The sequence below is a fragment of the Saccharibacillus kuerlensis DSM 22868 genome, assembly GCF_000378145.1.
Lineage (GTDB): Bacteria > Bacillota > Bacilli > Paenibacillales > Paenibacillaceae > Saccharibacillus > Saccharibacillus kuerlensis.
Genome location: NZ_KB899311.1, coordinates 1 through 21,522, shown reverse-complemented (window position 1 = coordinate 21,522; position 21,522 = coordinate 1). Strand labels below are relative to the sequence as shown.

Below are 21,522 nucleotides of genomic sequence, written 5' to 3'. Positions count from 1 at the left end.
ATATGGAAAATATGACAGCGACCCGCTTCTTCAACGAAGTGCTGAGCAGGCGGGAAGAAAAGGGCGTGGAAGAAGCCTATCTCTTCGTACGTGAGCACGGCGATTGCAGCGATGCTCGGCAGATGAATATGCGGTATGCACTGGCGGCTGCATCGGGACGCACGGACGAAGCTTTTGATCTGCTGAATGAAGCGGTTGTAGAGTGCGGGTTCTGGTATCCGGCGGAATATCTGCTAGAAGATGAAGATTTGGAAACGCTGCGCGAACGCGAAGGTTTTGCCGAATTGGCGGATTTGTGTGCGCGACGCGAAGAAGCGGCGTATGCAAATGCAGCGCCCGGTCTCACCGTGCTGCAGCCGGAAATTTCAATGGCGCAAAGCGGGACGGGAGCAGAATCCGCAGTACGGCCGCTCCTGCTTGTGCTGCACGGCGACCAAGAAAGCCAGCGCGATGCCGAGCCATTCTGGAAGCCTGCGCTGCAATACGGCTGGACGGTCGGCTTAATTCGCTCATCGCAGATTCGTTTCGCAAACGCCTACGGTTGGGACGATATCGATCTGGGTGCGGCCGAGCTGCGAGAACATCTGGAGAGTCTAACAGCAGCGGAGGATGGTACATTGTACGGCCCTATCGTACTCGGCGCATTCTCTGCCGGAGCTGAAGTTGCGCTGAATGCTCTGCTGCATGACGAATTTCCGGCGGATGGGCTGATCCTGACAGCTCCATGGCTGGCAGAGCCGGAGGAGTGGACGGAAGCGCTGGAACGGCTGGAAGAACGTACTCCTCGGGTCGTAGTGTTGGTCGGAGAAGAGGATCATGAAAGTTCGGATTCGTCGGAGCAGCTGACTCGTTCTATGCAGTTGGCGGGTCTTGAATGTCGACTGAGCATTATACCTGGTGTGGGTCATGATTATCCGGAAGATTTTGCGTCACGGTTGATCGAATCCCTAGCATGGTTCGCAGAAGATGGAAGAGTGTAAGCGATCGATCCCCGATCCGCAGACTGATTCACAAGCCGATCTGCAGATCGATTCACAAACCAATTCACAAACCGAAGCAGCAAGAGAGCCGTATAAGCTGCATCAGTTGGATCAAGCTGCTGAATGTGAATCTCCTTTTTCCCACAGCGTATGAGCTTTCAAAGTGGATAAGCTTTCTCGAAAGCACAAAATAAAAGAAGAAAAGACCAGCTAAGCCGGTCCTTTCTTCTTTTATTTAATTCTACATTCCTTTTCAATAAACCCTGTATCCCCTTTTATAAATCCTGTATCTCAAAGTTCGGCTTACAAAAAAACGGCCACTCAGCTTCGTTCAGTAAATGGATACAGTTTCATTTCATTCGAACAAGCGGATGGAATTGCGTATACGCCAGAATATTTTCAAATTAAATGTCAATAAGCAGGGCAGTTATCCATTCGCTTGTTCGGACTGACGGTTCAATGCGGTGAAGGGACATAAAATAATTATTGACATACCCTGTTAGTCCTCGGTATATTGGTTTGAAAATCGTTGGTCCTACGGGCATTACTTTGAATTCTGCTGCAGTTATTGCATATCATAGTTTGGCTGTGCAGGTTTGCAAGAGAATGGTTCGAGATTGCAAAGAGCCAAGGGGCGAGCAAAATTGAAGCATGCCCCAGCACGCAAGGGTTTCTGGGGCGCTTTCATATGAAGACGCCTCTTTGGCACGTGGACTGGAAGAGGAGAATAGGAATGGAACAAGAAAAAGAAGGTCATTTTCAAAGGAGGATGCAGGTTAGACATGTTGTGATGCTATCGCTCGGCGGAGTCATCGGTACAGGGCTGTTTCTCAGTTCCGGTTACACCATCCAGCAGGCCGGTCCGATTGGCGCCATATTGTCTTATCTGGTAGGAGCGATTGCCGTTTACCTCGTCATGCTGTGCCTTGGGGAATTGTCTGTACATATGCCGGAAACGGGAGCATTTCACAGCTATGCAGCCAAATATATCGGTCCGGCCACCGGTTATACAGTCGCTTGGCTGTATTGGTTGACATGGACGGTGGCACTTGGTTCGGAGTTTACGGCGGCTGGTCTGTTAATGCAGCGCTGGTTCCCCGACGTGAGCGTCTGGATTTGGAGTGCACTGTTTGCGGCATTGATTTTTTTCCTGAACGCAAGCAGCGTACGCTTTTTCGCGGAATCGGAGTTCTGGTTCTCGCTTGTTAAAGTATTGACGATTGTCGTGTTTATCATAATTGGAGCGGCAGCCGTATTCGGAATCGTTCCAATGGAAGGCCGTGAAACGGCGCCGCTGCTCTCGAACCTGACCGCAGACGGTTGGTTCCCGAATGGAGCCGGCGCTATTCTACTAACGATGTTGGCTGTCAACTTTGCTTTCTCCGGTACAGAGCTGATCGGCATCGCCGCCGGCGAAACGGTCGATCCGGCACGCACCATACCGAAAGCAATCAAAACGACGCTGCTGCGTCTAGTACTATTTTTCATCGGTACGATCTTCGTCCTGTCGGCGCTGCTACCAATGAACGACGCAGGTGTATTGGAAAGTCCGTTTGTAGCGGTACTTGACCGAGTAGGCATTCCATATGCTGCGGACGTGATGAATTTCGTCATTTTGACAGCGATCCTGTCAGCAGCCAATTCGGGATTATATGCATCGTCGCGTATGCTGTGGTCGTTGGCGGCCAAAGGTACAATTCCTCGTTCACTGGCACGTATTAATGCGCGCGGAATACCGTTGAACGCTCTAATGCTGAGCATGGTAGGAGGAGCGCTGGCACTGCTGTCCGGCATCATTGCTCCGGATACGGTATATATTGCATTGGTTTCGATCTCGGGTCTTGCGGTTGTCATCGTCTGGATGAGCATCAGCTTATCGCAGCTTCTGTTCCGGCGCGCTTATATCAAAGCCGGACATTCTGTTCGGGATTTGGCGTTCCGCACCCCGTGGTACCCTTTCGTACCGATCGCTTCATTCCTGCTGTGCCTGCTGTCCTGCATTGGCATTGCTTTCGATCCGACACAGCGCATTGCGCTGTACTTCGGAATTCCGTTCATTTTATTCTGCTATGCAGCTTACTATATCACTGCCCGTAATCGGGCCGGTGGAGGAGAGAATCAAGCATGAGAAAGCCACTGCCTAACAATCCGATTGAAGCTATTTTGGATCACTACCCGGTAATGATTCTGGACGGAGCCATGGCGACCGAATTGGAGCGTCACGGTTGCAACTTGGACGATCCGCTGTGGTCGGCCCGTGTACTGCTGGAGCAGCCTGAGCTGATCCGGCGTGTACACGCCGATTATTTCCGTGCCGGCGCAGACTGTGCGATTACAGCGAGTTATCAGGCAACTGTCGAAGGTTTTGCCGCGAAAGGTATTGGCGAAGAGCAAGCGCTGAATCTGATCCGTCAGACGGTCACATTGGCGGCAGAAGCACGGGACGCTTTCTGGGCGGAAGCTGAGCATAACGGTCGGCCGAAGCCGCTTGTTGCAGCTTCTGTCGGTCCTTACGGCGCTTATTTGGCGGACGGTTCAGAATATGTCGGTCAATACGGTGTCGATGATGAGCGGCTCGCAGAGTTCCATCGTCCGCGAATGCGGGCGTTAGTCGAAGCGGGTGCCGATGTGCTCGCTTTTGAGACAATTCCGTCACTGCAGGAAGCTGTAGTTCTTGCAAAGCTGCTGGAAGAGTTTCCGGGAACTTACGCCTGGGTGTCTTTTTCACTTCGGGACGGAAGTCGAATCAGTGAAGGTACGCCGCTGAAGGAGTGCGCATATGCGCTTGAAGCTTATCCGTTCGTTGCGGCGATCGGCGTGAACTGCGCACCGTCTTCGGCTGCAGCCGAAGCGGTCGCACAGTTAGCTGTTCATACGAGCAAGCCGGTGTTAGTTTATCCGAACTCCGGGGAAAGCTACGATGCTTCGACCAAGACTTGGCATGCCGGAGAGACGGCTGCCTGCGGTCATTTTGCCGATGCGGCACGCGTTTGGCACGAAGCTGGAGCCAAGCTGATCGGCGGCTGCTGCCGAACGACACCGGAACAAATCGCCGCGATTGCTTCAATGTGGCGGAACTAATCGGGAACAGGGCACGCACTTTTAATTTTGAAAAATAAAAACTAGAAAAAGTGATCCAAATTTAAGGAGTCTGCGTTCTAAGAGATAAGAGTGTCACAGACCAGCAGCATAAACGGCCCCATCATCCGCTAGATCAATCAACCGCTGGCGCTCTCGTATTTTGCGGCACCTTTCATCCGGCCCCCGTATTCCAGTCCTTCCAAGTAGAGGTCCACTTCACTTACGGGAACTTTCCAACAAACATTTTTTATTCGCAGCCACTTCTCTTGTACCCGGAAGCCGTGAAAACGACAAAAAGCCCCAGTTCCTCATCGGGGCTTTTTGTCGTTTATTCAGACAGCGGATTCTGATGGAGTACCAAATCGGAATCCGCCGAAATATCCAAATGCTTTTAATCTTCGGAACGGTACTTAAGCTCCACCGCCGGTTGTTGTGGCCAGCAGGGATTCCACATCTAAGACGAGAACAAGCCGATCGCGGTGTTCGAACACAGAGGGAAGGAACCGGCGGCTTGCCGTTTCTTCGTTATCGGTCAATGCCGTATCGGGAACGGAAGCCGTATCGTCAAGCGAATCGACGAGCAGAGCAACTTTCTCGCGGCGCAGCAGAATGAATTTGTCCGTATCGCGCTGTTCCTCGTGGGATACATTCAATTTTTTGCGGAGATTAAGAATCGTATAGATGTCTTCGCGAATCTTGACGACACCTTCGTGCCAGTCTGAGGAGAACGGAATTGACGTACCAGGCTTGGAATTCTGGATTTCGTCGATTTCATGAAAAGGGACACCATAAGTTTTGTCGGCCAGTTTAAATAGAATAAAGTCGCTCATTGTATGCGCCGGTCTCCTTCGTGTACGGATAGAATTTTGGTGCATTTCGTTCTGGGGATCGGAAATGCATGCAAAAGAATTGACTTATCGTCATTATAGGCTATCCGGCCGCGCCCCGCTACCCGGTTTGATCGAAAAGCGCCGCGCTTTTTCAAGTCAGACGGCTGTTCAGAAGACTGAACACATGGTACACTAACAACGTGCCGGGCATTTTTGCATAAAAAACAGCTGCGTCTTAAATTTAGGACCAGATGCTAAAATATGAACAAGTGGAATATGGAAGGAGCAGTCGACGTGTTGTATCAACCAATCGCCAGATTTGCCAGACTCTTATTACGGGGATTTGGAAAGTTCGAGGTTATCGGAGCGGACAAGCTGCCAAAGGAGGGCGGGTACGTGATTACGTGCACGCATAGAGGCTGGATGGACGTTGTGGCGCTGGGCACTTCGCTGCTGCCGACCGAAGTTCATTTTATGGCCAAAAAGGAATTGTTCCGGAAAAGGATTGCCGATAAATTTTTGCGTGATATCAATGCTTTCCCGGTAGACCGCGAAAAGCCGGGACCAAGCAGCTTAAAAGTTCCGATCCAGCTGCTCAAGCAGGGCAAGACAATCGGGATCTTCCCGTCGGGCACACGTTCGTCCGAGGATGTGCCGATGAAACGCGGTGCCGTCACAATCGCCAATATGGCCAAGGTTCCAATCGTACCTGCGGCGTACGCCGGTCCCACCGGACTCAAGGAGCTGCTGAGCGGAAAAAAAACCCGGATCGTTATCGGAGACCCCATTCTAACGGTATCTCAAGATCCTTCGCAGGGTAAAAAGGACATTGGCGAACTTGCCGACCGTCTAGCATTAGCGATGAACAACTTGGAAACCGGATTGAAGCAGTTGGATTAGAAATTCTATAAGGGGAGGAAAAGAGAAGGAATGCGCTGGACAGCAGACCTCTTTTTCTTCGCTTTTTCACTTTAGGGCCGCTGCGCTGCGGCTTTTTTTGTTTTTCTGACATTGTCCCTGATTCGTTTGAGATAAAGGTGGATAGAATTTGAACATAAAAGCGTTTGTCGCACATTTATTCCATCAATCCAATGAAGGGAGCCATACTTATGAAACTTTCCTATAACACCGAGACTCTTTTTGACGGACGCAGTATCTATGAGGCTCTCCCTATTCTTCATGACATGGGAGCGAAAGCAATCGAATTCTGGTCTTGGGCGGATAAGGATTTACAGCGGATCAAGGACATGTGCCAAGAGTTCAGAATGGATGTCGCTTCGATTGTACTGTTAACGGAAACAATGCTTGAACCGGAGGGAAGAACGGAGGCGCTGGAGGAAGTGGAAAGGGCAGCGGAAGCTGCAGTTTTTCTCGGGGCTCCAACAATGGTGCAGAGTGTAGGCTTCGAAGTGGAGGGGAAGAGCCGAAACGAGATGCGGGAAAGTTTGATAGAAGGGCTTAAAGCTGCAGTTCCTCTCCTTGAAAAACACAACGTAACCGTGGCAATCGAGCCGATGAACACGATACGCGATAAGGAATTGTCCGGATACTTTTTAAACAAATCGGAAGAAGCATTTCAGATCGTCGAAGAAGTCGATCACCCGCTCGTCAAAGTCTGCTATGATTTCTATCATGTTCAAATCATGGAAGGCAACGTGATTGCCCGCATGCAGAACTGGATTCACCGTATCGGCCATATTCAAGCTGCCGGCGTACCGGGAAGAAACGAGCTTTTTGCGGGAGAACTGAATTATGACCGTATATTCGATGCAATTAAACAAACGAACTACGACGGCTACGTCGGAATTGAGTATTTTCCTACACATGACCCAATCGGTGACTTAAAAGAGATACACGGTAAACACCATACGGGCTAACGGAAGAATGTGGATGGATAAAGCCCTTTATGTGAAGAAAATGTGAAAGATTTCAACAGGTTGGGGATAACGCGCGTTTTTTTGGGGATAACTATGTGAATAAGGGTAGAATAACTTGTGAATAATCCTCTAGTTATACACAACCCCTTCCTTTCTTTCAGGTTCCTTTCCTATTGCATCCGTTTTATAATAGAGAAGAAGGTTTCTAGGTAAGGAAGCCTTAAGGAAAGGGAGGGAACGCAAATGGCTGCCAAGAAAAAACAACAAAATGCCCGTCCGGCCGCTTCAGACAAGCCGGCGACGCTGAAAGATATGCTCAATCCTGAAGTGCTGGCGAAGCTGCAGGCTCAAGCGAACGAACTCAAAGCGACTGAAGAAGAACGGCGTCAGGAAGAATTGAGGATGACTGCGGAAGCGAAAAAGGCTGAGCGCAAGCGTCTGGAAAATGACTTTGAATATTTGCTGAGCCAAAGCGAAGGCAAAAAAACGAGCAAATACGATTGAAGATGCGCGGCAGCAGGAGCAGGCCTGCAAACTCAAGAGATTAACCTGCGTATATGGCGAGCAACCAGTAAAGACGAAGATCCGGTAGATCCCGGTTCTTCGTCTTTTTTTGCATCAGCATTGACAGATATCAGAAGTAAGGAGTATAGTATCGTTTATTAATCGTAATAATTACTATTTAAGTGAGGGGCAGTAAAATGGAACATACAAAAATTCCCGTTACCGTCTTATGCGGTTACTTGGGATCGGGGAAAACGACTCTATTGAATCATATTCTTCATAACCGTCAGGGTCTGAAGGTGGCGGTCATCGTCAACGATATGAGCGAGATCAATGTGGATGCGGATCTTGTGGCCGGCGAAGCCGGATTGTCGCGGACCGAAGAGAAGCTGGTCGAAATGTCGAACGGCTGTATCTGCTGTACGCTGCGGGAAGATCTGCTGCGCGAAGTGGAGAAACTGGCGGCTGAAGGACGATTTGACTATATCCTGATCGAGTCGACCGGAATCAGCGAGCCGGTACCGATCGCACAGACGTTTACGTATGCGGACGAGAATACGGGAGTCGATCTGACTGCTACTGCCCGTCTGGACTGCATGGTAACGGTTGTCGACGCTTACCGTTTCTGGCACGACTTTGAGTCCGGCGAAAGTCTTCTGGCGCGAGGACAGGCGGCCGGAGACGACGATCTGCGCGATGTAACGGATCTGCTGATTGACCAGATTGAAAGGTGCGACGTGCTGCTGCTGAACAAATGCGACTTGGTCGAAGGGGAAGAACTGCAGCGGCTGGAGGGCGTGCTTCGCAAACTGCAGCCTTCGGCCAAGATCATCCGTACCGTTCGCGGTCAAGTCGATCCGGCGGAGATCTTGAATACGAGCTTGTTCGACTTTGAAAAAGCGAGCTTGGCGCCAGGTTGGATTCGCGAGCTGCAAAAAGAAGAGCATACGCCGGAAACCGAAGAGTACAGTATTAGCTCGTTCGTTTATCGCCGAAGACGTCCTTTCCATCCGGAACGCTTGGCGAACGTACTGGCAGAGTGGCCGGCAGAAGTAGTCAGAGCCAAAGGACTAATGTGGATCGCGGTCAAGGAGGATTGGGCGGCCAGCTTCAGCCAGGCGGGTTCTTCGATTCAATTTGGGCCGGCCGGAAGCTGGATTGTAGGTCTGCCGGAAGACGAGCGCCGGGAATTGTTCACCGAACAGCCGGAGCTTGCCGAAGGTTGGGATGAGCAGAACGGCGATCGGATCAACGAATTTGTGCTGATTGGAATTGACATGGATCGCGAAGATATCGAGGCGGAACTGGATGCCTGCCTGCTGAACGAAGAAGAAATGACAGCGGACTGGGCCAACTTCGATAATCCACTCCCTTGGGCGGCTGCCGAAGAAGCGGTTGTGTAAGTCGGATCAATTGTAAGTTCGGGCAGAACCGGAGACTCACGGACTCAGCACTCACGGATTCACAGCAAGGGTAACACCATATAGCGAAAAGGGAGAGATTGCACATGGCCAAGAAGTCAAAAGTAGTACGAGAGAAAAAGCGTCAGGAAATGGTAGCGAAGTATGCGGAGCTGCGGCGCGAATTGAAAGAGAAAGGCGATTACGCGGCTTTGCAAAAGCTGCCGCGCGATTCTTCGCCAACCCGCCTTAAAAATCGCTGCGAAATGACGGGACGTCCGCGCGGCTACCTGCGTAAGTTCAAAGTTTCCCGCATTATGTTCCGAGAATTGGCGCATAAAGGACAAATTCCGGGCATAACCAAATCCAGCTGGTAAGACTGCCTACGCTAGCTTGCCGATCTTGACATAGGGGAAGAGGCCGTTATACTTTGTTTATTCGTAAATATTACGATAAATACAAACATCGAATTTTTAATGAAACTATTTTCTAATGAAATCATTCGGTGTTCGAATTTACAGGAGGGTTTAACCATGAGAGTGATCATTACACTGGCCTGCACGGAATGCGGAGACCGCAATTATACGACAACAAAAAATAAACGTAACCATCCGGAGCGTATGGAACTGAAGAAGTATAGTCCGCGCCTTAAGAAATACACGATTCACCGGGAAACGCGTTAAGCCGAACAGACTGAACAGAAGGTAGTCGGCAAGGTTTTTATTTTTTGTATTTTTTTTAATCGTAATGATTACGTAAGGAGCGGTTGACGTGATTCTATCTTCCATGCGAGACGTCGTGTTCGGATACGGCGATACGCCAGTCGTGCAGGACGTATCGCTGGACGTGTACAAGGGCGAGTTTCTGGGAATTACAGGTCCCAATGGCACCTCCAAGACGACGGTGCTTAAAATCCTGCTCGGCCTGCTTAAGCCTTGGAGCGGCAGTGTCGAACTGAATAAGGAAGCGTTCGATGGGGAGAAACCAATCATTGGTTACGTTCCCCAGCATGCCGCTTCATTTAATTCGAGCTTTCCCAGCCGGGTCATCGAACTGGTATGATCAGGCTGTCATGCAAGATTGGGTTTGTTTGGCGCTACGGGCCGGAGCAGGAAAGGTTGGTTCATGACAGTCTTGAGCAGGTAGGCATGTGGGAGCTAAGAAAACGCCGGATCGGAGAACTCTCGGGCAGACAGAAGCAATTTATGCAGCGCGCTTTTCTGGCCGGGGCGCTGATTGGAATTATTGCGCCGGTGATCGGCGTCTATCTGATGCTGCGCCGGCAGGTATTGATGGCGGATACGCTCTCTCATGTATTATTGGCCGGCGTAGCGGGAGGAACACTTCTGGGCATTAACGGTTCGATCGGAGGCTTTATTGCGGCGGTCGTTGCAGCGCTGCTGGTTGAATGGCTGCGAAATGCTTACCTCACTTATGCGGAAGTGTCGGTTTCATTATCATGACCGGGGGATTGGCACTGGCCATCGTATTGATGAGCTTCGGACGAACGCTGTCACAAAGTTTTAGTTCTTATTTATTCGGTTCAATTGTGGCTGTCAGCACAAGGCATCTCTGGTTGATCGGAGGAGCCGCCGCGATCAGAATCCTATTTTTCCTATTGTTTCGGCGTCCCATGTACGCTTTGACATTTGACGGAGAAACAGCCGGGATCGCCGGTGTACCAGTTCGGGCTCTATCAACTGCCTTTGCCGTACTGACCGGTATGACAGTTGCCGCTGCAATGCCGATTGTCGGTGTACTGCTGGTATCGGCACTGCTTGTACTGCCGGCTGCGCTGGCACTGCGTATGGCGGGAGGCTTCCTGTCGGCGATCGTTATCGCCGTTCTGATCGGATTAACAGGAATATTCAGCGGATTGACGGAAGAAGAGATCGCTGCGGGAGAAGACTATTTGTCGATTATGCGGAGCAACTTGGAAGCTTTGAAGGCAGCACTGAACGAATAACAAATGAAATAACCCATTAGCTGCATTTTCGATATGTGCTGCATCATTTTCTATCTTGTAGAAAAAGCCGTTTGCTTTCTCAGCAAACGGCTTTTTTCATTTGGGCGGTTCAAGGACTGTATGCTATGATGGATGGAACTGATCGAGAAGGAGTGAATACGATGAACGGAAAGAACCGATCCGATATTCGGCCGGGTATTACAGTCGATATCGTACTTAAGAAAGACCAATCTACAGGCGCGCTGACAAGAGGCGTCGTTAAAGATATTCTGACCAATTCCGCGTCACATCCGCATGGAATCAAAGTCCGCCTTCAAGACGGTCAAGTAGGACGGGTCAAGCAGATTGTCGAGTAAGAACACGAATACGTCTAACTGGCGGTTAGAGTAGGAATGTTCGCGTTTAATAGTAAGATGACGGTGTCATCTTCAAATACTTCCCGGTGCGCCGCGCATTTCCGGGCTTGCCCGGAGCGAAGACAGGAGGAACGAAGGATGAGCAGTATGCCCGAGGGAACGGAGCCAAAGGTGGAGTTGAAGTTTTTCCGTCCGGAATATGAGAAAGCTTTATTTGAAAACTACCAGGTATCCGCCGAACAAGAAAAGTATACGGCTTTGCCGGTTAGGGCGATCCAGTTATGCAGGGAAGACCGGGATCGGCATCCGATCGTCATACTAGTGGATAAACGTCCTGTCGGCTTTTTCGTTCTCCATCGGGGAGATCGCATCCGAAGTATTACGGAATCGCCGCGTGCAATGCTGGTACGTTCGTTGTCTGTGAATCTGCCCGATCAGGGAAAAGGTTATGCCAAGCGCGCGATGAATCTGCTTCCAAAGTTCGTCAGCGATTATTTCCCCGACATGAATGAGATTGTACTGGTCATCAATCAACATAATCAAGCGGCGCTTCATATTTATGAACAGGCCGGCTTTGAAGATCGCGGCCACCGTAAGGAAGGACCGGTCGGTCCACAGGTGCTGCTGCATTACCGAATGAACCGGAAGTAAAGCGCTCTGGCAGAGGGGATAACTGCTCAGTCGCCGAAAAATGGATCTGGTATCAAACAACCCTCGCATCCGATCATAGAGATCGAATGCGAGGGTTGTTTTGGCGTATAAGCTCCTTCAGATCGGAAGCAGGAGCAGAATGATGGATGACAAGCTGAGACAGACACTGATCAGACACAGGACAAGCAGTACTTGTTTCGGATTCAATCCGCTGGACAGAAGCCGGTAGTGAATCTGGGAAGCATCTGCTTCATAAATTTTCTTGCCGTCCTTCATTCTCTTCAGCACAACAAAAATATTATCGAAGATCGGCACGCCAAGCGCCAGGATCGGTACAAACAGCGAAAGCAGAGTCGCCTGCTTGAAAGCTCCGTCCAAGGCGATAATTGCCAGGATAAAGCCGAGGAACGTCGCGCCGGAGTCGCCCATATAGACTTTGGCGGGCGGCTTGTTGTACTTCAAGTAAGCCAAGCCGACTCCCACCAGACTGATAGCCATAATGGCGGAATCGCCCTGCTGCTCGGCAATAGCAACAACAAACAGCGTACCTGCCGAAATCGTTACAAGGCTGCCTGCGAGGCCATCAAGACCGTCGGTGAAGTTGATCACCGTAGTGACGCCAAAAATCCATAACAACGTCAATACAAGCTGCAGCCATTCAGGCAGCATAACGTAATTGTCGGTGAACGGATTGGTGAAGCCCGAGAAGCGGATGCCTGCCAGATACACAAGCAGTGCGGCAAGCAGTTGTACGATCAGCTTAGGCAGTGCGGGGAACTCCCGGCGGCTCACTTTGTACCAATCGTCTACAAGGCCAATGAGCAAAATCATCAGCGAACCGGCCAGTACGGCTGCGGATTCCGTAGGCGTCATACCATTAAATAATATATAAGTGACAGCAAAGCCAACAAACAGCGCAATTCCTGCCATTAGAGGAATAGGCTCCCTATGCAGCTTCCGCTCGTTATCCGGACGCGGCTTATCGACAAAATCAAGCTGAACGGCCCATTTTCGAAGGATAGGAATCAAAATTAGGGCAATGACCAACGACAGCAGAAAAGCGGCTAAATAATACATATACCCTCCTTTAAGAGCAGGCGGCGCAGCCTAAGATACGCCAAAGCTTTACACTGTTGTAGTATAGTCTGCTTTTCCCAAATTCGCAACGCGCATACCTTACGGCAAGAGCTTGAATAAACAGCGGCTGTTTTCTGTGGTATGATGTTGAAGAGCCGAAAGGCGATTGTCAAGGCGGAAGGCAGCATGAACTGCTGAATATGCGGAGGATGAAGCGCGTGAGGAAACGATTTATCAGATGGCTAAACGATATGAAAATACGCAACAAGTTGATCTTTTTTTATGTAATCGTTGTCATGATTCCTGTGCTCATCGTCGGCTTTATCGTAATCCAGTACTTCAGACAGGATGCCTTGGAGAAGGCGACGGAGCAGACCGAGAATAACGTTCAACGCATGAAAACGCAAATCGAGAACCAGATTAATGTTCCGATCAATGTATCCAATCAACTGGTGCTGGATCGAGATATGGAACGTGTGGCAACGACAATCTATCCGGAAGACAATCCGATCGAATTGGTCAACGCTTATCGCGGATACACCGACTTTACCGACTACGCACGTACGTATAACGAAATTGAAAGCATTCAATTGTATGTCCAAAATCCGACACTGCTGGACAATCTGGAGTTCATGAACGCTACCAGCGAAATTCGGGAAACGGCGTGGTACAAAGAAGCGGTTGATCCTAAAGTCCGGGCGATTGTATGGAGCTATATCAACGATCCTGTCCACTACACAAACTTTCCGTCTTTGAATTCGAGCAAACAGCTCAGCCTGGTTCGACATATTGTATTTCCGAATTCGAACAGCTCGGGTGTATTGGTGATTCGGGTGAATACCGATTACTTGAACTCGCTGCTCAGCCAGGAGCCATTCGATACCATGGTTGCCGACAAGGATGGTTACATCGTTGCGGCAAAAGAGCGTTCGACGATCGGTCGCACGCTCAGCGAAATGGGATTCGAAGTGTCCGTTGGAGATGCTGAGCAGGAGCGGACGTTCGAGCGGCAGATCGGCGGAATCGATTACCAAATTTCAATCAATACGCTTATTCCCGATTCCAGCAAGAACGGTCTGACGATTGTCTCCGCTTTCTCGTCCGAAAGCATTGTATACGACGCCAACCGAATTGGCTTAATCGGAGCTGCGCTGATTGTCTTTATCCTGCTGATGGCGCTGCTGGCCGTCTATTTTAATTCGCGGTTGATCAGTTCGCGGCTGCACAAGCTGAACCGAAATCTCAATCAATTGGCGGAAGGTAACCTGGAGACCGTGTCGCGGATCGACGGATATGATGAGATCGGCCAGCTGTCCGAACAATTCAATTATATGGTAACTAGCATCAAGGAATTGATGAAGCAGGTTTATGAGACAAGCGAAGCGAACAATAGGCTTGAAGTCATGCAGAGGGAGATCAAGCTCAAGATGCTGGCGAGCCAGATCAATCCCCATTTCCTTTTCAATGCACTAGAATCAATCCGGATGCGAGCCCATATTCAAGGGGAAAAAGATATCGCGCGTATCGTTCGACTGCTGGGCAAGTTGATTCGGCGTAATCTGGAGATCGGGCACCGGCACACGTCGCTTAAAAGCGAACTGGATCTGGTGAAATCATATCTGGAAATTCAAAAGTTCCGGCATGGAGACCGGCTGCATTATGAGCTTGCGGCGGAGTCCGATACGCTTGAAGTGCTGCTGCCGCCTCTTGTTATACAACCACTGATCGAAAACGCTATCGTTCACGGATTGGAAAACAAAGAAGAAGAAGGTACGGTCTCGCTGCATGCCGTTCGTATAGGCGAAGAGGTGCTGATTGATGTAATCGACAATGGTGCGGGGATGACACCGGAGCGGCTGCGTCAAGTGGAAGAATCGATTCGCGAGAAGGACGAGAAGGAAGAGAGCCGAATTGGATTGCGTAATGTGCATCAACGACTAATTATGACCTATGGGGAAGAATGCGGGCTGCATATTTCGAGCGAGCTCGGCAAAGGAACACAAATTTACTTTAAGATACCCGCCGGGAGGGACGAATGATGTATAAAGTGCTAATTGTGGACGACGAGCCGATGATTCGCGAAGGACTGCGTACAATCGTTGATTGGGGAGCCGAAGGATTTGAGATTGTCGATACGGCTTCTAACGGCAAAGAAGGATTGGAGAAGTTCGGACAGATTGCACCGGATTTAACGATCGTAGATATTCGAATGCCTGGAATGACGGGACTTGATCTGATCGAAAAAGTGCGTCAAGACAACTCTTTGGCCCACTTTTTGATTCTGAGCGGTTATGCGGAATTCGATTACGCCAAGCGGGCAATCGTCAGCGGTGTCAGCGGATATCTTCTCAAGCCTGTCGACGAGGAGGAACTGCTTGACGAGCTGCGGCGTGTAAGGGAGCAGCTGCAGCGCGAGCAGGAAGCTCGCAGCGTCAGATCTGAGCATGACGCGGCACTGCCCAAGGCACAGCTTGTTGAAGAGCTGCTGTTTGAGGAAGTGTCGGCGGACGACGATCACCGGGGAAAGCTGGTTGAGGCGCTGGCACTGTCGGCGCCTGCTTACCGAATTGTTCTGCTGGACGCTTACGGCGGATCCGAGATGGAGTCGCGTCAGCATGCCGTATTCCGTCAGCGTCTCAAAGAAACATTCGAGGAGCCGGGCGGAGGCATCTTGTTCTCGGCAGGTTCTCATATCGGTCTGCTGCTTGTCCGTCAAAGTCATGTCGAGTGCGGAGACTCGCTGCGCAGTCATTTAAGTGACGCGGCCGGTGAGCTGGAGTTTCATGCCGCATGCGGATCCGTTGTCGACAACCTGATCGATATCGGAGCTTCATTCCGCGAAGCCGAGTATCTGCTGCATTCGCGCTTTTTCTTCGAAAGTGGATCGGTCATCGATCGCTCGGCATACGATACCGTCTTCACCGTCTCGGAGGCTTCAGAAGCTTTAGCAGAGAACGAGGACGGACCTCAGCTTGGAGATAAGCTGTATTACGCGCTGGACATCCGCAGTCGTGAAGCGGTTGAGAAAGTATTGAGGGAGCTGGAACAGGCAGCACTAAGCCGGAGAATGGACGAGGCGGCTGTTCGCAGCGAATACTCCCGTACATTGTCGCTGGCGATAGGAAAGCTTTCTTCCGGAGAGTCCTCCGCGGCAGAGTTGGCACAGAGCTATCACAGCCTGTTGTTGTCGGATATTAACCAGGCACAGAATTATGACGTTTTGAAAAAACAAATGCATTCAAGACTGGGCGAGCTGATCGATCAATTCGGCGGAGCAAATAAGGATACCGTGCTGAAGCAGATGATCGATTTTATTCGCCGCAATTACAGCGAGAATCTGAAGCTTGAAGTGCTGGCAGAAATGTTCGGCTATAACAGCGGTTATCTTGGCAAACTGTTCAAAAATTACACGGGTGAATATTTCAATGCATTTGTCGACAAAATTCGTGTCGAAAAGGCGAAGGAACTGCTGACGCAGGGACTGAAAGTGCATCAGGTGGCAGCCAGAGTCGGATACTCCAATGCGGACTATTTCCACTCGAAATTCCGCAAATATGTCGGCACCTCACCTTCCGCTTACCGGAGCGAAGCGCATGATGAGCGACGAGGCGGAGGAAGCTGAACAGCCTTTTACCATCAGGTATAAGAGTATTAAATAGTTTCTCAATATGATCTTAATAAGCGTATAGTTTCCAAGCGATCGCTTAAGAGGGTACAAATTGGAGCCCATCTCTAATTTGTACCCCCTTTTTTTGCGAATTATTAGGTAGGGTGTTTTTAATGTCTAATTTTCGCATGATTTTGTCTAAAATTCGTAGGGTATGCGCTTTCATAAAAAACGCTTATCATTAATTCATAAAGGAAATCAGGAGGGGTTATGAAAATGAGAACGCTCACACCAGGCGGCACTTCCAAAAACCCGGATACTCCTGCTGCCGACTCAAACGCTGGTAAGCGCTTTAAAAAGCAAGGTTTCTGGCGAACGGCTCTGCAGCAAAGGTATCTGTATTTAATGTCATTGCCCTTTGTTATCTGGGCTTTCGTATTCAGTTACCTGCCTCTGTGGGGATGGACGATGGCTTTTCAGGACTTCAAACCGGGCAGAGGATTTTTCGAACAAGAGTGGGTAGGGTTCGAACACTTCGTTCAACTCTTCCAAGATGATCGCTTCTATCTCGCACTTCGCAACACACTGGCAATGAGCGTCCTTGGACTGCTTGTCGGTTTCGTCATTCCGATTATTTTCGCTATGCTGCTTAACGAGCTTCGCGGCATGATATTCAAGCGTTTCGTGCAAACGGTCTCTTATCTTCCTCACTTTGTATCGTGGGTCGTTGTAGCCGGTCTTGTTACGAAAATGCTGTCGACTCAGGGCGGTGCCATCAATGACCTGCTGCTGGGACTTCATCTTATTAACGAACCGATCCAATTCATGGCCAAAGGCGAGTGGTTCTGGTACATTGTAACCGCTTCCGATGTTTGGAAGGAAATGGGTTGGAACACAATTATCTATCTGGCGGCCATTACGGGTATCGACCCGGAATTGTATGAAGCTTCCCGCGTCGACGGAGCAAGCCGTTACAGACAGATGTGGCATATCACACTTCCGGGTATCCGGACAACGATCTCCGTGCTCTTCATTATGCAGATCGGTCACCTGCTGCAAATCGGATTTGAGAAACAATTCCTCCTCGGCAACAACTTGGTGCAGGAATACTCGCAGGTGCTTGAGCTGTATGCGCTGCAGTACGGATTGCAGATGGGACGCTTCTCGTACGGTACCGCAATCAGTATCTTCAATTCCGTTGTCAGCGTAATCCTGCTGTTCACGGTCAACGGCATCTTCAAGCGAATTTCCAAAGAAAGCATCATGTAAGGGGGGGAAGGTTATGGCAGCACCTAAAGCATTCAACGCCACACGCGGCGATAAAGTATTCGACATTGCGAATATTGTTCTAATGTCCCTGGTTCTGATCGTTACGCTGTATCCGTTCCTCAACGTACTGGCGATCTCTCTCAACGAGTCGGGCGATACAGTCAGAGGCGGCATTACGATCTTCCCGCGAGTCTTCACATTCGAGAATTACCAGCAAATCTTTCAGTATGAAGGGCTGGTCCGGGGGCTCTGGGTCTCCATTGCCCGTACAGTCATTGGTACACTGTTCGGTCTGATCAGCGCGTCGATGTTGGCGTACACACTTAGCCGCCCTGATTTCCAGGCCCGCAAATTCACTTCGACGTTCCTGGTTGTAACGATGTACGTTTCCGGCGGTCTGATCCCGGTATACATCCTCTTCCGCGATCTGGATCTGCTGGGCACGTTCTGGGTCTATGTTCTGCCAACTGTCGTCAATGCCTTCAACGTTATCGTCATCCGCTCCTTTATGGACGGCCTGCCGTATGCACTGCAGGAATCGGCAAAGCTGGACGGCGCGAACGACTTCACGATTTTCTGGAAGATCATTCTGCCTCTTTGTAAGCCAGTATTGGCTACAATCGCGCTGTTCCTAGCGGTTGGGCAGTGGAATTCTTGGTTCGATACGTATCTGTATAACGGACGCCATCCCGAATGGACAACGCTGCAGTTCGAACTGATGAAGGTACTTCAAAGTACCCAGCAGGGCGGCAGCGGACAGATGGTCAACGCGAACGACATGGCATCGAAGATGCAGAATATTTCTCCGGAATCGATCAAGATGGCGATTACAATCGTCGTTACGGTGCCAATCCTTATTGTGTATCCGTTCCTGCAAAAGTACTTCGTCAGCGGTATGACGCTGGGTGCGGTAAAATCGTAATCTACATTTACTAACCCATCTAACCAAGGTATTCATGGGAGGCTCCGGCCTCCCGATATACAAAGGGTACTTTGCAAAGTTCGCCTAATAAACATTGCGGAAATTTTGACAAAGCGCTCATATAGATAAAGTTTTCAGGGTGATTGAAAAAAAGGGAGGTTTTTTAAAGTGGCAAGTAAAAGAACCAAATGGGTAGCACCTGTAGCATTGGCATCTATCGTAGGTTTGACGGCATGCGGCGGCGGCTCGAGCGACAACAGCGCAGCTGCAGATACGGAAAGCGGACCGATTACGTTCAGCCTGTTCAGTGCGGACACCAACCCGAACTGGACCGGAATGAAAGACGAAGTCGGCCAAGTCATTACGGAAAAAACGGGCGTGACGTTGGATTCGGAATTCGCAATCGGCGGCGATACGCAAAAAGTCTCGCTGATGATCGCATCCGGTGACTATCCGGACCTGATTATGCCGAAAGGCGACACAAGCAAGTTGGTTGAAGCCGGCGCACTGGTTGACCTAACGAGCCTGATTGATCAATATGCTCCGAATATCAAAAAGATGTTTGCTGACGACATGAACCGTCTGAAATACAGCAAAGAGGATCAGTCCATCTACGTCATCCCGACTTATAACGGAGTCGGACAAACTTCGTTCGACGCCGGCGGCGGATTCGAACTGCAGTTGGAAGTACTTAAAGAACTGGGGTATCCGGAAATCCGTACGCTAGAAGATTATGAGAACGCCATCAAGGAATATTATGCTAAACATCCGACAATTAATGGACAGCCGACAATTCCAATGACGCTGAACGCGGACGATTGGAAGATCATGATTGGGGTAACCAACCCGGCGTTCCTGGCTACCGGCCTGCCGGACAACGGCGAGTTCTATATCAATCCGGAAACGTTCGAAGTGCAGCTGCACTACAAGCGTCCGGAAGAGAAAGAATACTTCCGTTGGCTGAACAAAATGTACAATGAAGGTCTGTTGGACAAAGAAACCTTTACGCAAAAAGACGATCAGTACAAAGCGAAAATTTCTAGCGGACGCGTTCTGGGTACGATCAACCAGGAGTGGGACTACAGCGAAGCTGAAAACGTACTGAAAAACTCGAGCGACGAAACGATGCAAAACCGTATCTTCGGTCACTTCCCGGTTACGCTGAGCGAAGAGTATAAAGACCATTCCTTCATGGATGTAGGCTTCCCTGGCGGTTACGGGATCGCTCTTACCACTAACCTGAGCGAAGCGGAACAAATCCGCGCGATCAAATTCCTGGACTGGATGGCTTCCGACGAAGGACAAATCCTGACCCAGTGGGGCATCGAAGGCAAGCATTATAATGTCGAAGACGGCAAACGTGTAATTCCGCAAGAAGTTCAAGACCGTAAAACGAAAGATTCCGCAGGTTTCGCAAAAGAAACGGGGATCGGCCAGTATACGACAATGGCTCCTCATTACGGCGACGGCGTGAAAGATTCGACGGGCAACTATTACACGACGAATTTCCCAGAACAAATTCAAGCCGCTTATACGCAGCCTGAAAAAGACGCACTGAAAGAATATGGCGCAGAAACTTGGAAAGATCTGTTCCCGCAGCCTGAAGAGCTGGGTACAAGCCCATGGGGAGCTGCATTCAATATGCCGGCTCCAAGCGATCCTGCTTACACGGTAGCCTTCCAGAAGCAAACGGACATCGTCCGCAAGCGTATTCCGGAAGCAATCTTGGCAACACCGGACAAGTTCGATGCCGTTTATGACGGTATGCTGCAAGAACTTAACGCTCCGGATATTGTGAAGATGGAAGAAATCTTCAGTCAACAAGTTAAGGATACGGTTGAACTGTGGGGCACAGGCAAGTAATTGGTAAGCATGCAATGAACGTTTTTGAAGAAAAAGAGCCCTTTTAAGGGTTCTTTTTCTTTTTGAAACAAAAATAAACATTTATATTGACAAAGGCTTAGTGCGGCGTTATATTCTTACTGTAAGCACTTACAATATTAAATGAAGCAATTATTCAAGTTTCATTCGAAAACGCTTTATCCTAATCCTTGGAAATTCATAAAATTAGGTTTAAAACGCAGAAAAAGAATGAAGCTTTATTAATTACCAATGATGTAAACGCTTTATATTACAAATCACTAAAAAATGAGAGTCGGTCTGTTGACGTCGGAAGGCAAGCGCAGTACCGGTATAAGCGGGTTAAGCCCGTTATACACATACAGAGGTTCATCCAAAGGGGGATGTAGATTGATGAGAGGGAATACAAAGAAAATGGCCGCTCTGCTTATGAGCAGCACCTTGGTCGTAGCAGCAGGGTGCAGCAGCGGCGGAGAAACGGCAGGGACTACGAAGACACCATCGAGTGGTGGCGATAACGCGGCAGCTTCCAGTACGGAACCGGTAACGTTTACGTTCTTCGGCGGCGACGCCAGTCCAAACTGGAACAGCATGCAGGATGCGGTAGGCAAAGCAATTACGGAGAAAACAGGCGTTACGCTGAATGCGGAATTCGCCGTAAGCGGTACGGACCAGCAGAAGATCGCGCTGATGATTGCATCCGGCGACTATCCGGAGATCATTTTCCCAAAAGGTGAAACGAGCAAGCTTGTAAATGCAGGCGCCATGGTGGATCTGACGGATCTGATCGAGCAGCATGCACCAAATATCAAAAGGATTTATGGTCCCTACATGAACCGTCTGAAATTCAGCAAAGAAGACCCTTCCATCTATACGATTCCTACCAACACCATGGTAGATAACACTTACTTCGATGCAGGCGGCGGATTTGAAGTGCAGGTCGCTGTATTGGAAGAACTGGGCTATCCGGAAATCCGCACGGTTAAAGACTTTGAGAATGTACTGAAAGAATACTATGCGAAACACCCGACAATCGACGGTCAACCAACTATTCCACTGACGCTGAACGCCGATGACTGGAAGATCATGATCACGGTTACAAATCCAGCCGTATATGCAACAGGCGGTCCCGATGACGGCGA

At 49.8% G+C, this 21,522-nt stretch carries 22 protein-coding genes; 20 read left to right on the top strand and 2 right to left on the bottom strand.

The window, feature by feature from the left end; all coding sequences use genetic code 11:
• Window positions 1–2: 2 nt before the first annotated feature.
• The 3 genes from F456_RS0120100 (at window position 3) to mmuM (ending at window position 4,061) form a co-directional block, all read left to right on the top strand.
• Window positions 3–980 carry an alpha/beta hydrolase gene (locus F456_RS0120100; protein ID WP_018978843.1) on the top strand — a complete coding sequence of 326 codons (978 nt, stop codon included), beginning with the start codon at window positions 3–5 and terminating at the stop codon, window positions 978–980.
• 733 nt (window positions 981–1,713) lie between these two features.
• Window positions 1,714–3,108 carry an S-methylmethionine permease gene (gene mmuP, locus F456_RS0120095; RefSeq protein WP_018978842.1) on the top strand — a complete coding sequence of 465 codons (1,395 nt, stop codon included), beginning with the start codon at window positions 1,714–1,716 and terminating at the stop codon, window positions 3,106–3,108.
• Window positions 3,105–4,061: a homocysteine S-methyltransferase gene (gene mmuM / locus F456_RS0120090; RefSeq protein WP_018978841.1), complete on the top strand. Its 957-nt coding sequence runs from the start codon at window positions 3,105–3,107 to the stop codon at window positions 4,059–4,061. The genes mmuP and mmuM overlap by 4 nt, the downstream gene beginning before the upstream one ends.
• Window positions 4,062–4,471: 410 nt before the next feature.
• Here mmuM and F456_RS0120085 read toward each other — a convergent pair whose 3' ends face one another.
• Window positions 4,472–4,891, bottom strand: a complete 420-nt coding sequence (locus F456_RS0120085; protein WP_018978840.1) for a chemotaxis protein CheW — start codon at window positions 4,889–4,891, stop codon at window positions 4,472–4,474.
• A gap of 297 nt (window positions 4,892–5,188) precedes the next feature.
• Here F456_RS0120085 and F456_RS0120080 point away from each other — a divergent pair, with 297 nt between their 5' ends.
• The 11 genes from F456_RS0120080 to F456_RS0120035 all read left to right on the top strand — a co-directional run bounded on the left by F456_RS0120080 (window position 5,189) and on the right by F456_RS0120035 (window position 11,645).
• Window positions 5,189–5,791, top strand: coding sequence for a lysophospholipid acyltransferase family protein (locus F456_RS0120080; protein WP_026294006.1), 603 nt, complete (start codon window positions 5,189–5,191; stop codon window positions 5,789–5,791).
• A gap of 209 nt (window positions 5,792–6,000) precedes the next feature.
• Window positions 6,001–6,768 carry a TIM barrel protein gene (locus tag F456_RS0120075; protein ID WP_018978838.1) on the top strand — a complete coding sequence of 256 codons (768 nt, stop codon included), beginning with the start codon at window positions 6,001–6,003 and terminating at the stop codon, window positions 6,766–6,768.
• 243 nt (window positions 6,769–7,011) lie between these two features.
• Entirely contained in the window at window positions 7,012–7,272 is a 261-nt protein-coding gene (locus F456_RS0120070) for a YqkE family protein (RefSeq protein WP_018978837.1), read from the top strand.
• A 197-nt stretch (window positions 7,273–7,469) separates the two neighbouring features.
• Window positions 7,470–8,675, top strand: coding sequence for a GTP-binding protein (locus tag F456_RS0120065; protein WP_018978836.1), 1,206 nt, complete (start codon window positions 7,470–7,472; stop codon window positions 8,673–8,675).
• Window positions 8,676–8,779: 104 nt separating this feature from the next.
• On the top strand, window positions 8,780–9,049 hold the full coding sequence (gene rpsN / locus F456_RS0120060; RefSeq protein WP_018978835.1) for a 30S ribosomal protein S14: 270 nt from the start codon (window positions 8,780–8,782) through the stop codon (window positions 9,047–9,049).
• A 156-nt stretch (window positions 9,050–9,205) separates the two neighbouring features.
• Complete coding sequence (gene rpmG, locus F456_RS0120055) at window positions 9,206–9,355, top strand: 50S ribosomal protein L33 (protein ID WP_018978834.1); 150 nt, start codon at window positions 9,206–9,208, stop codon at window positions 9,353–9,355.
• 88 nt (window positions 9,356–9,443) lie between these two features.
• The gene (locus F456_RS24700; RefSeq protein ID WP_018978833.1) at window positions 9,444–9,734 is read left to right on the top strand and encodes an ATP-binding cassette domain-containing protein; all 291 of its coding nucleotides are present in this window, start codon (window positions 9,444–9,446) and stop codon (window positions 9,732–9,734) included.
• A gap of 56 nt (window positions 9,735–9,790) precedes the next feature.
• Window positions 9,791–10,135, top strand: coding sequence for a metal ABC transporter permease (locus tag F456_RS25100; protein WP_051086771.1), 345 nt, complete (start codon window positions 9,791–9,793; stop codon window positions 10,133–10,135).
• Window positions 10,132–10,638, top strand: a complete 507-nt coding sequence (locus F456_RS25095; protein ID WP_051086770.1) for a metal ABC transporter permease — start codon at window positions 10,132–10,134, stop codon at window positions 10,636–10,638. The genes F456_RS25100 and F456_RS25095 overlap by 4 nt, the downstream gene beginning before the upstream one ends.
• Before the next feature lie 161 nt (window positions 10,639–10,799).
• Window positions 10,800–10,994: a YwbE family protein gene (locus F456_RS0120040; RefSeq protein WP_026294005.1), complete on the top strand. Its 195-nt coding sequence runs from the start codon at window positions 10,800–10,802 to the stop codon at window positions 10,992–10,994.
• 138 nt (window positions 10,995–11,132) lie between these two features.
• Entirely contained in the window at window positions 11,133–11,645 is a 513-nt protein-coding gene (locus F456_RS0120035; RefSeq protein WP_018978831.1) for a GNAT family N-acetyltransferase, read from the top strand.
• Between the two features lie 117 nt (window positions 11,646–11,762).
• Here the strand turns inward: F456_RS0120035 and F456_RS0120030 are convergent, their stop codons facing one another.
• Entirely contained in the window at window positions 11,763–12,722 is a 960-nt protein-coding gene (locus F456_RS0120030; RefSeq protein WP_018978830.1) for a glycosyltransferase family 4 protein, read from the bottom strand.
• Window positions 12,723–12,931: 209 nt separating this feature from the next.
• Here F456_RS0120030 and F456_RS0120025 point away from each other — a divergent pair, with 209 nt between their 5' ends.
• The 6 genes from F456_RS0120025 to F456_RS0120000 form a co-directional block, all read left to right on the top strand.
• Entirely contained in the window at window positions 12,932–14,761 is a 1,830-nt protein-coding gene (locus F456_RS0120025) for a sensor histidine kinase (protein ID WP_040925431.1), read from the top strand.
• The gene (locus tag F456_RS0120020) at window positions 14,761–16,344 is read left to right on the top strand and encodes a response regulator (RefSeq protein WP_018978828.1); all 1,584 of its coding nucleotides are present in this window, start codon (window positions 14,761–14,763) and stop codon (window positions 16,342–16,344) included. The genes F456_RS0120025 and F456_RS0120020 overlap by 1 nt, the downstream gene beginning before the upstream one ends.
• A 261-nt stretch (window positions 16,345–16,605) precedes the next feature.
• Window positions 16,606–17,598 carry an ABC transporter permease gene (locus F456_RS0120015; protein ID WP_018978827.1) on the top strand — a complete coding sequence of 331 codons (993 nt, stop codon included), beginning with the start codon at window positions 16,606–16,608 and terminating at the stop codon, window positions 17,596–17,598.
• Window positions 17,599–17,611: 13 nt separating this feature from the next.
• Window positions 17,612–18,520, top strand: coding sequence for a carbohydrate ABC transporter permease (locus F456_RS0120010; RefSeq protein WP_018978826.1), 909 nt, complete (start codon window positions 17,612–17,614; stop codon window positions 18,518–18,520).
• Between the two features lie 168 nt (window positions 18,521–18,688).
• Entirely contained in the window at window positions 18,689–20,383 is a 1,695-nt protein-coding gene (locus tag F456_RS0120005) for an ABC transporter substrate-binding protein (protein WP_018978825.1), read from the top strand.
• Window positions 20,384–20,773: 390 nt separating this feature from the next.
• Window positions 20,774–21,522: extracellular solute-binding protein (locus F456_RS0120000; RefSeq protein ID WP_018978824.1), on the top strand; the 749-nt coding region annotated here is incomplete at its 3' end.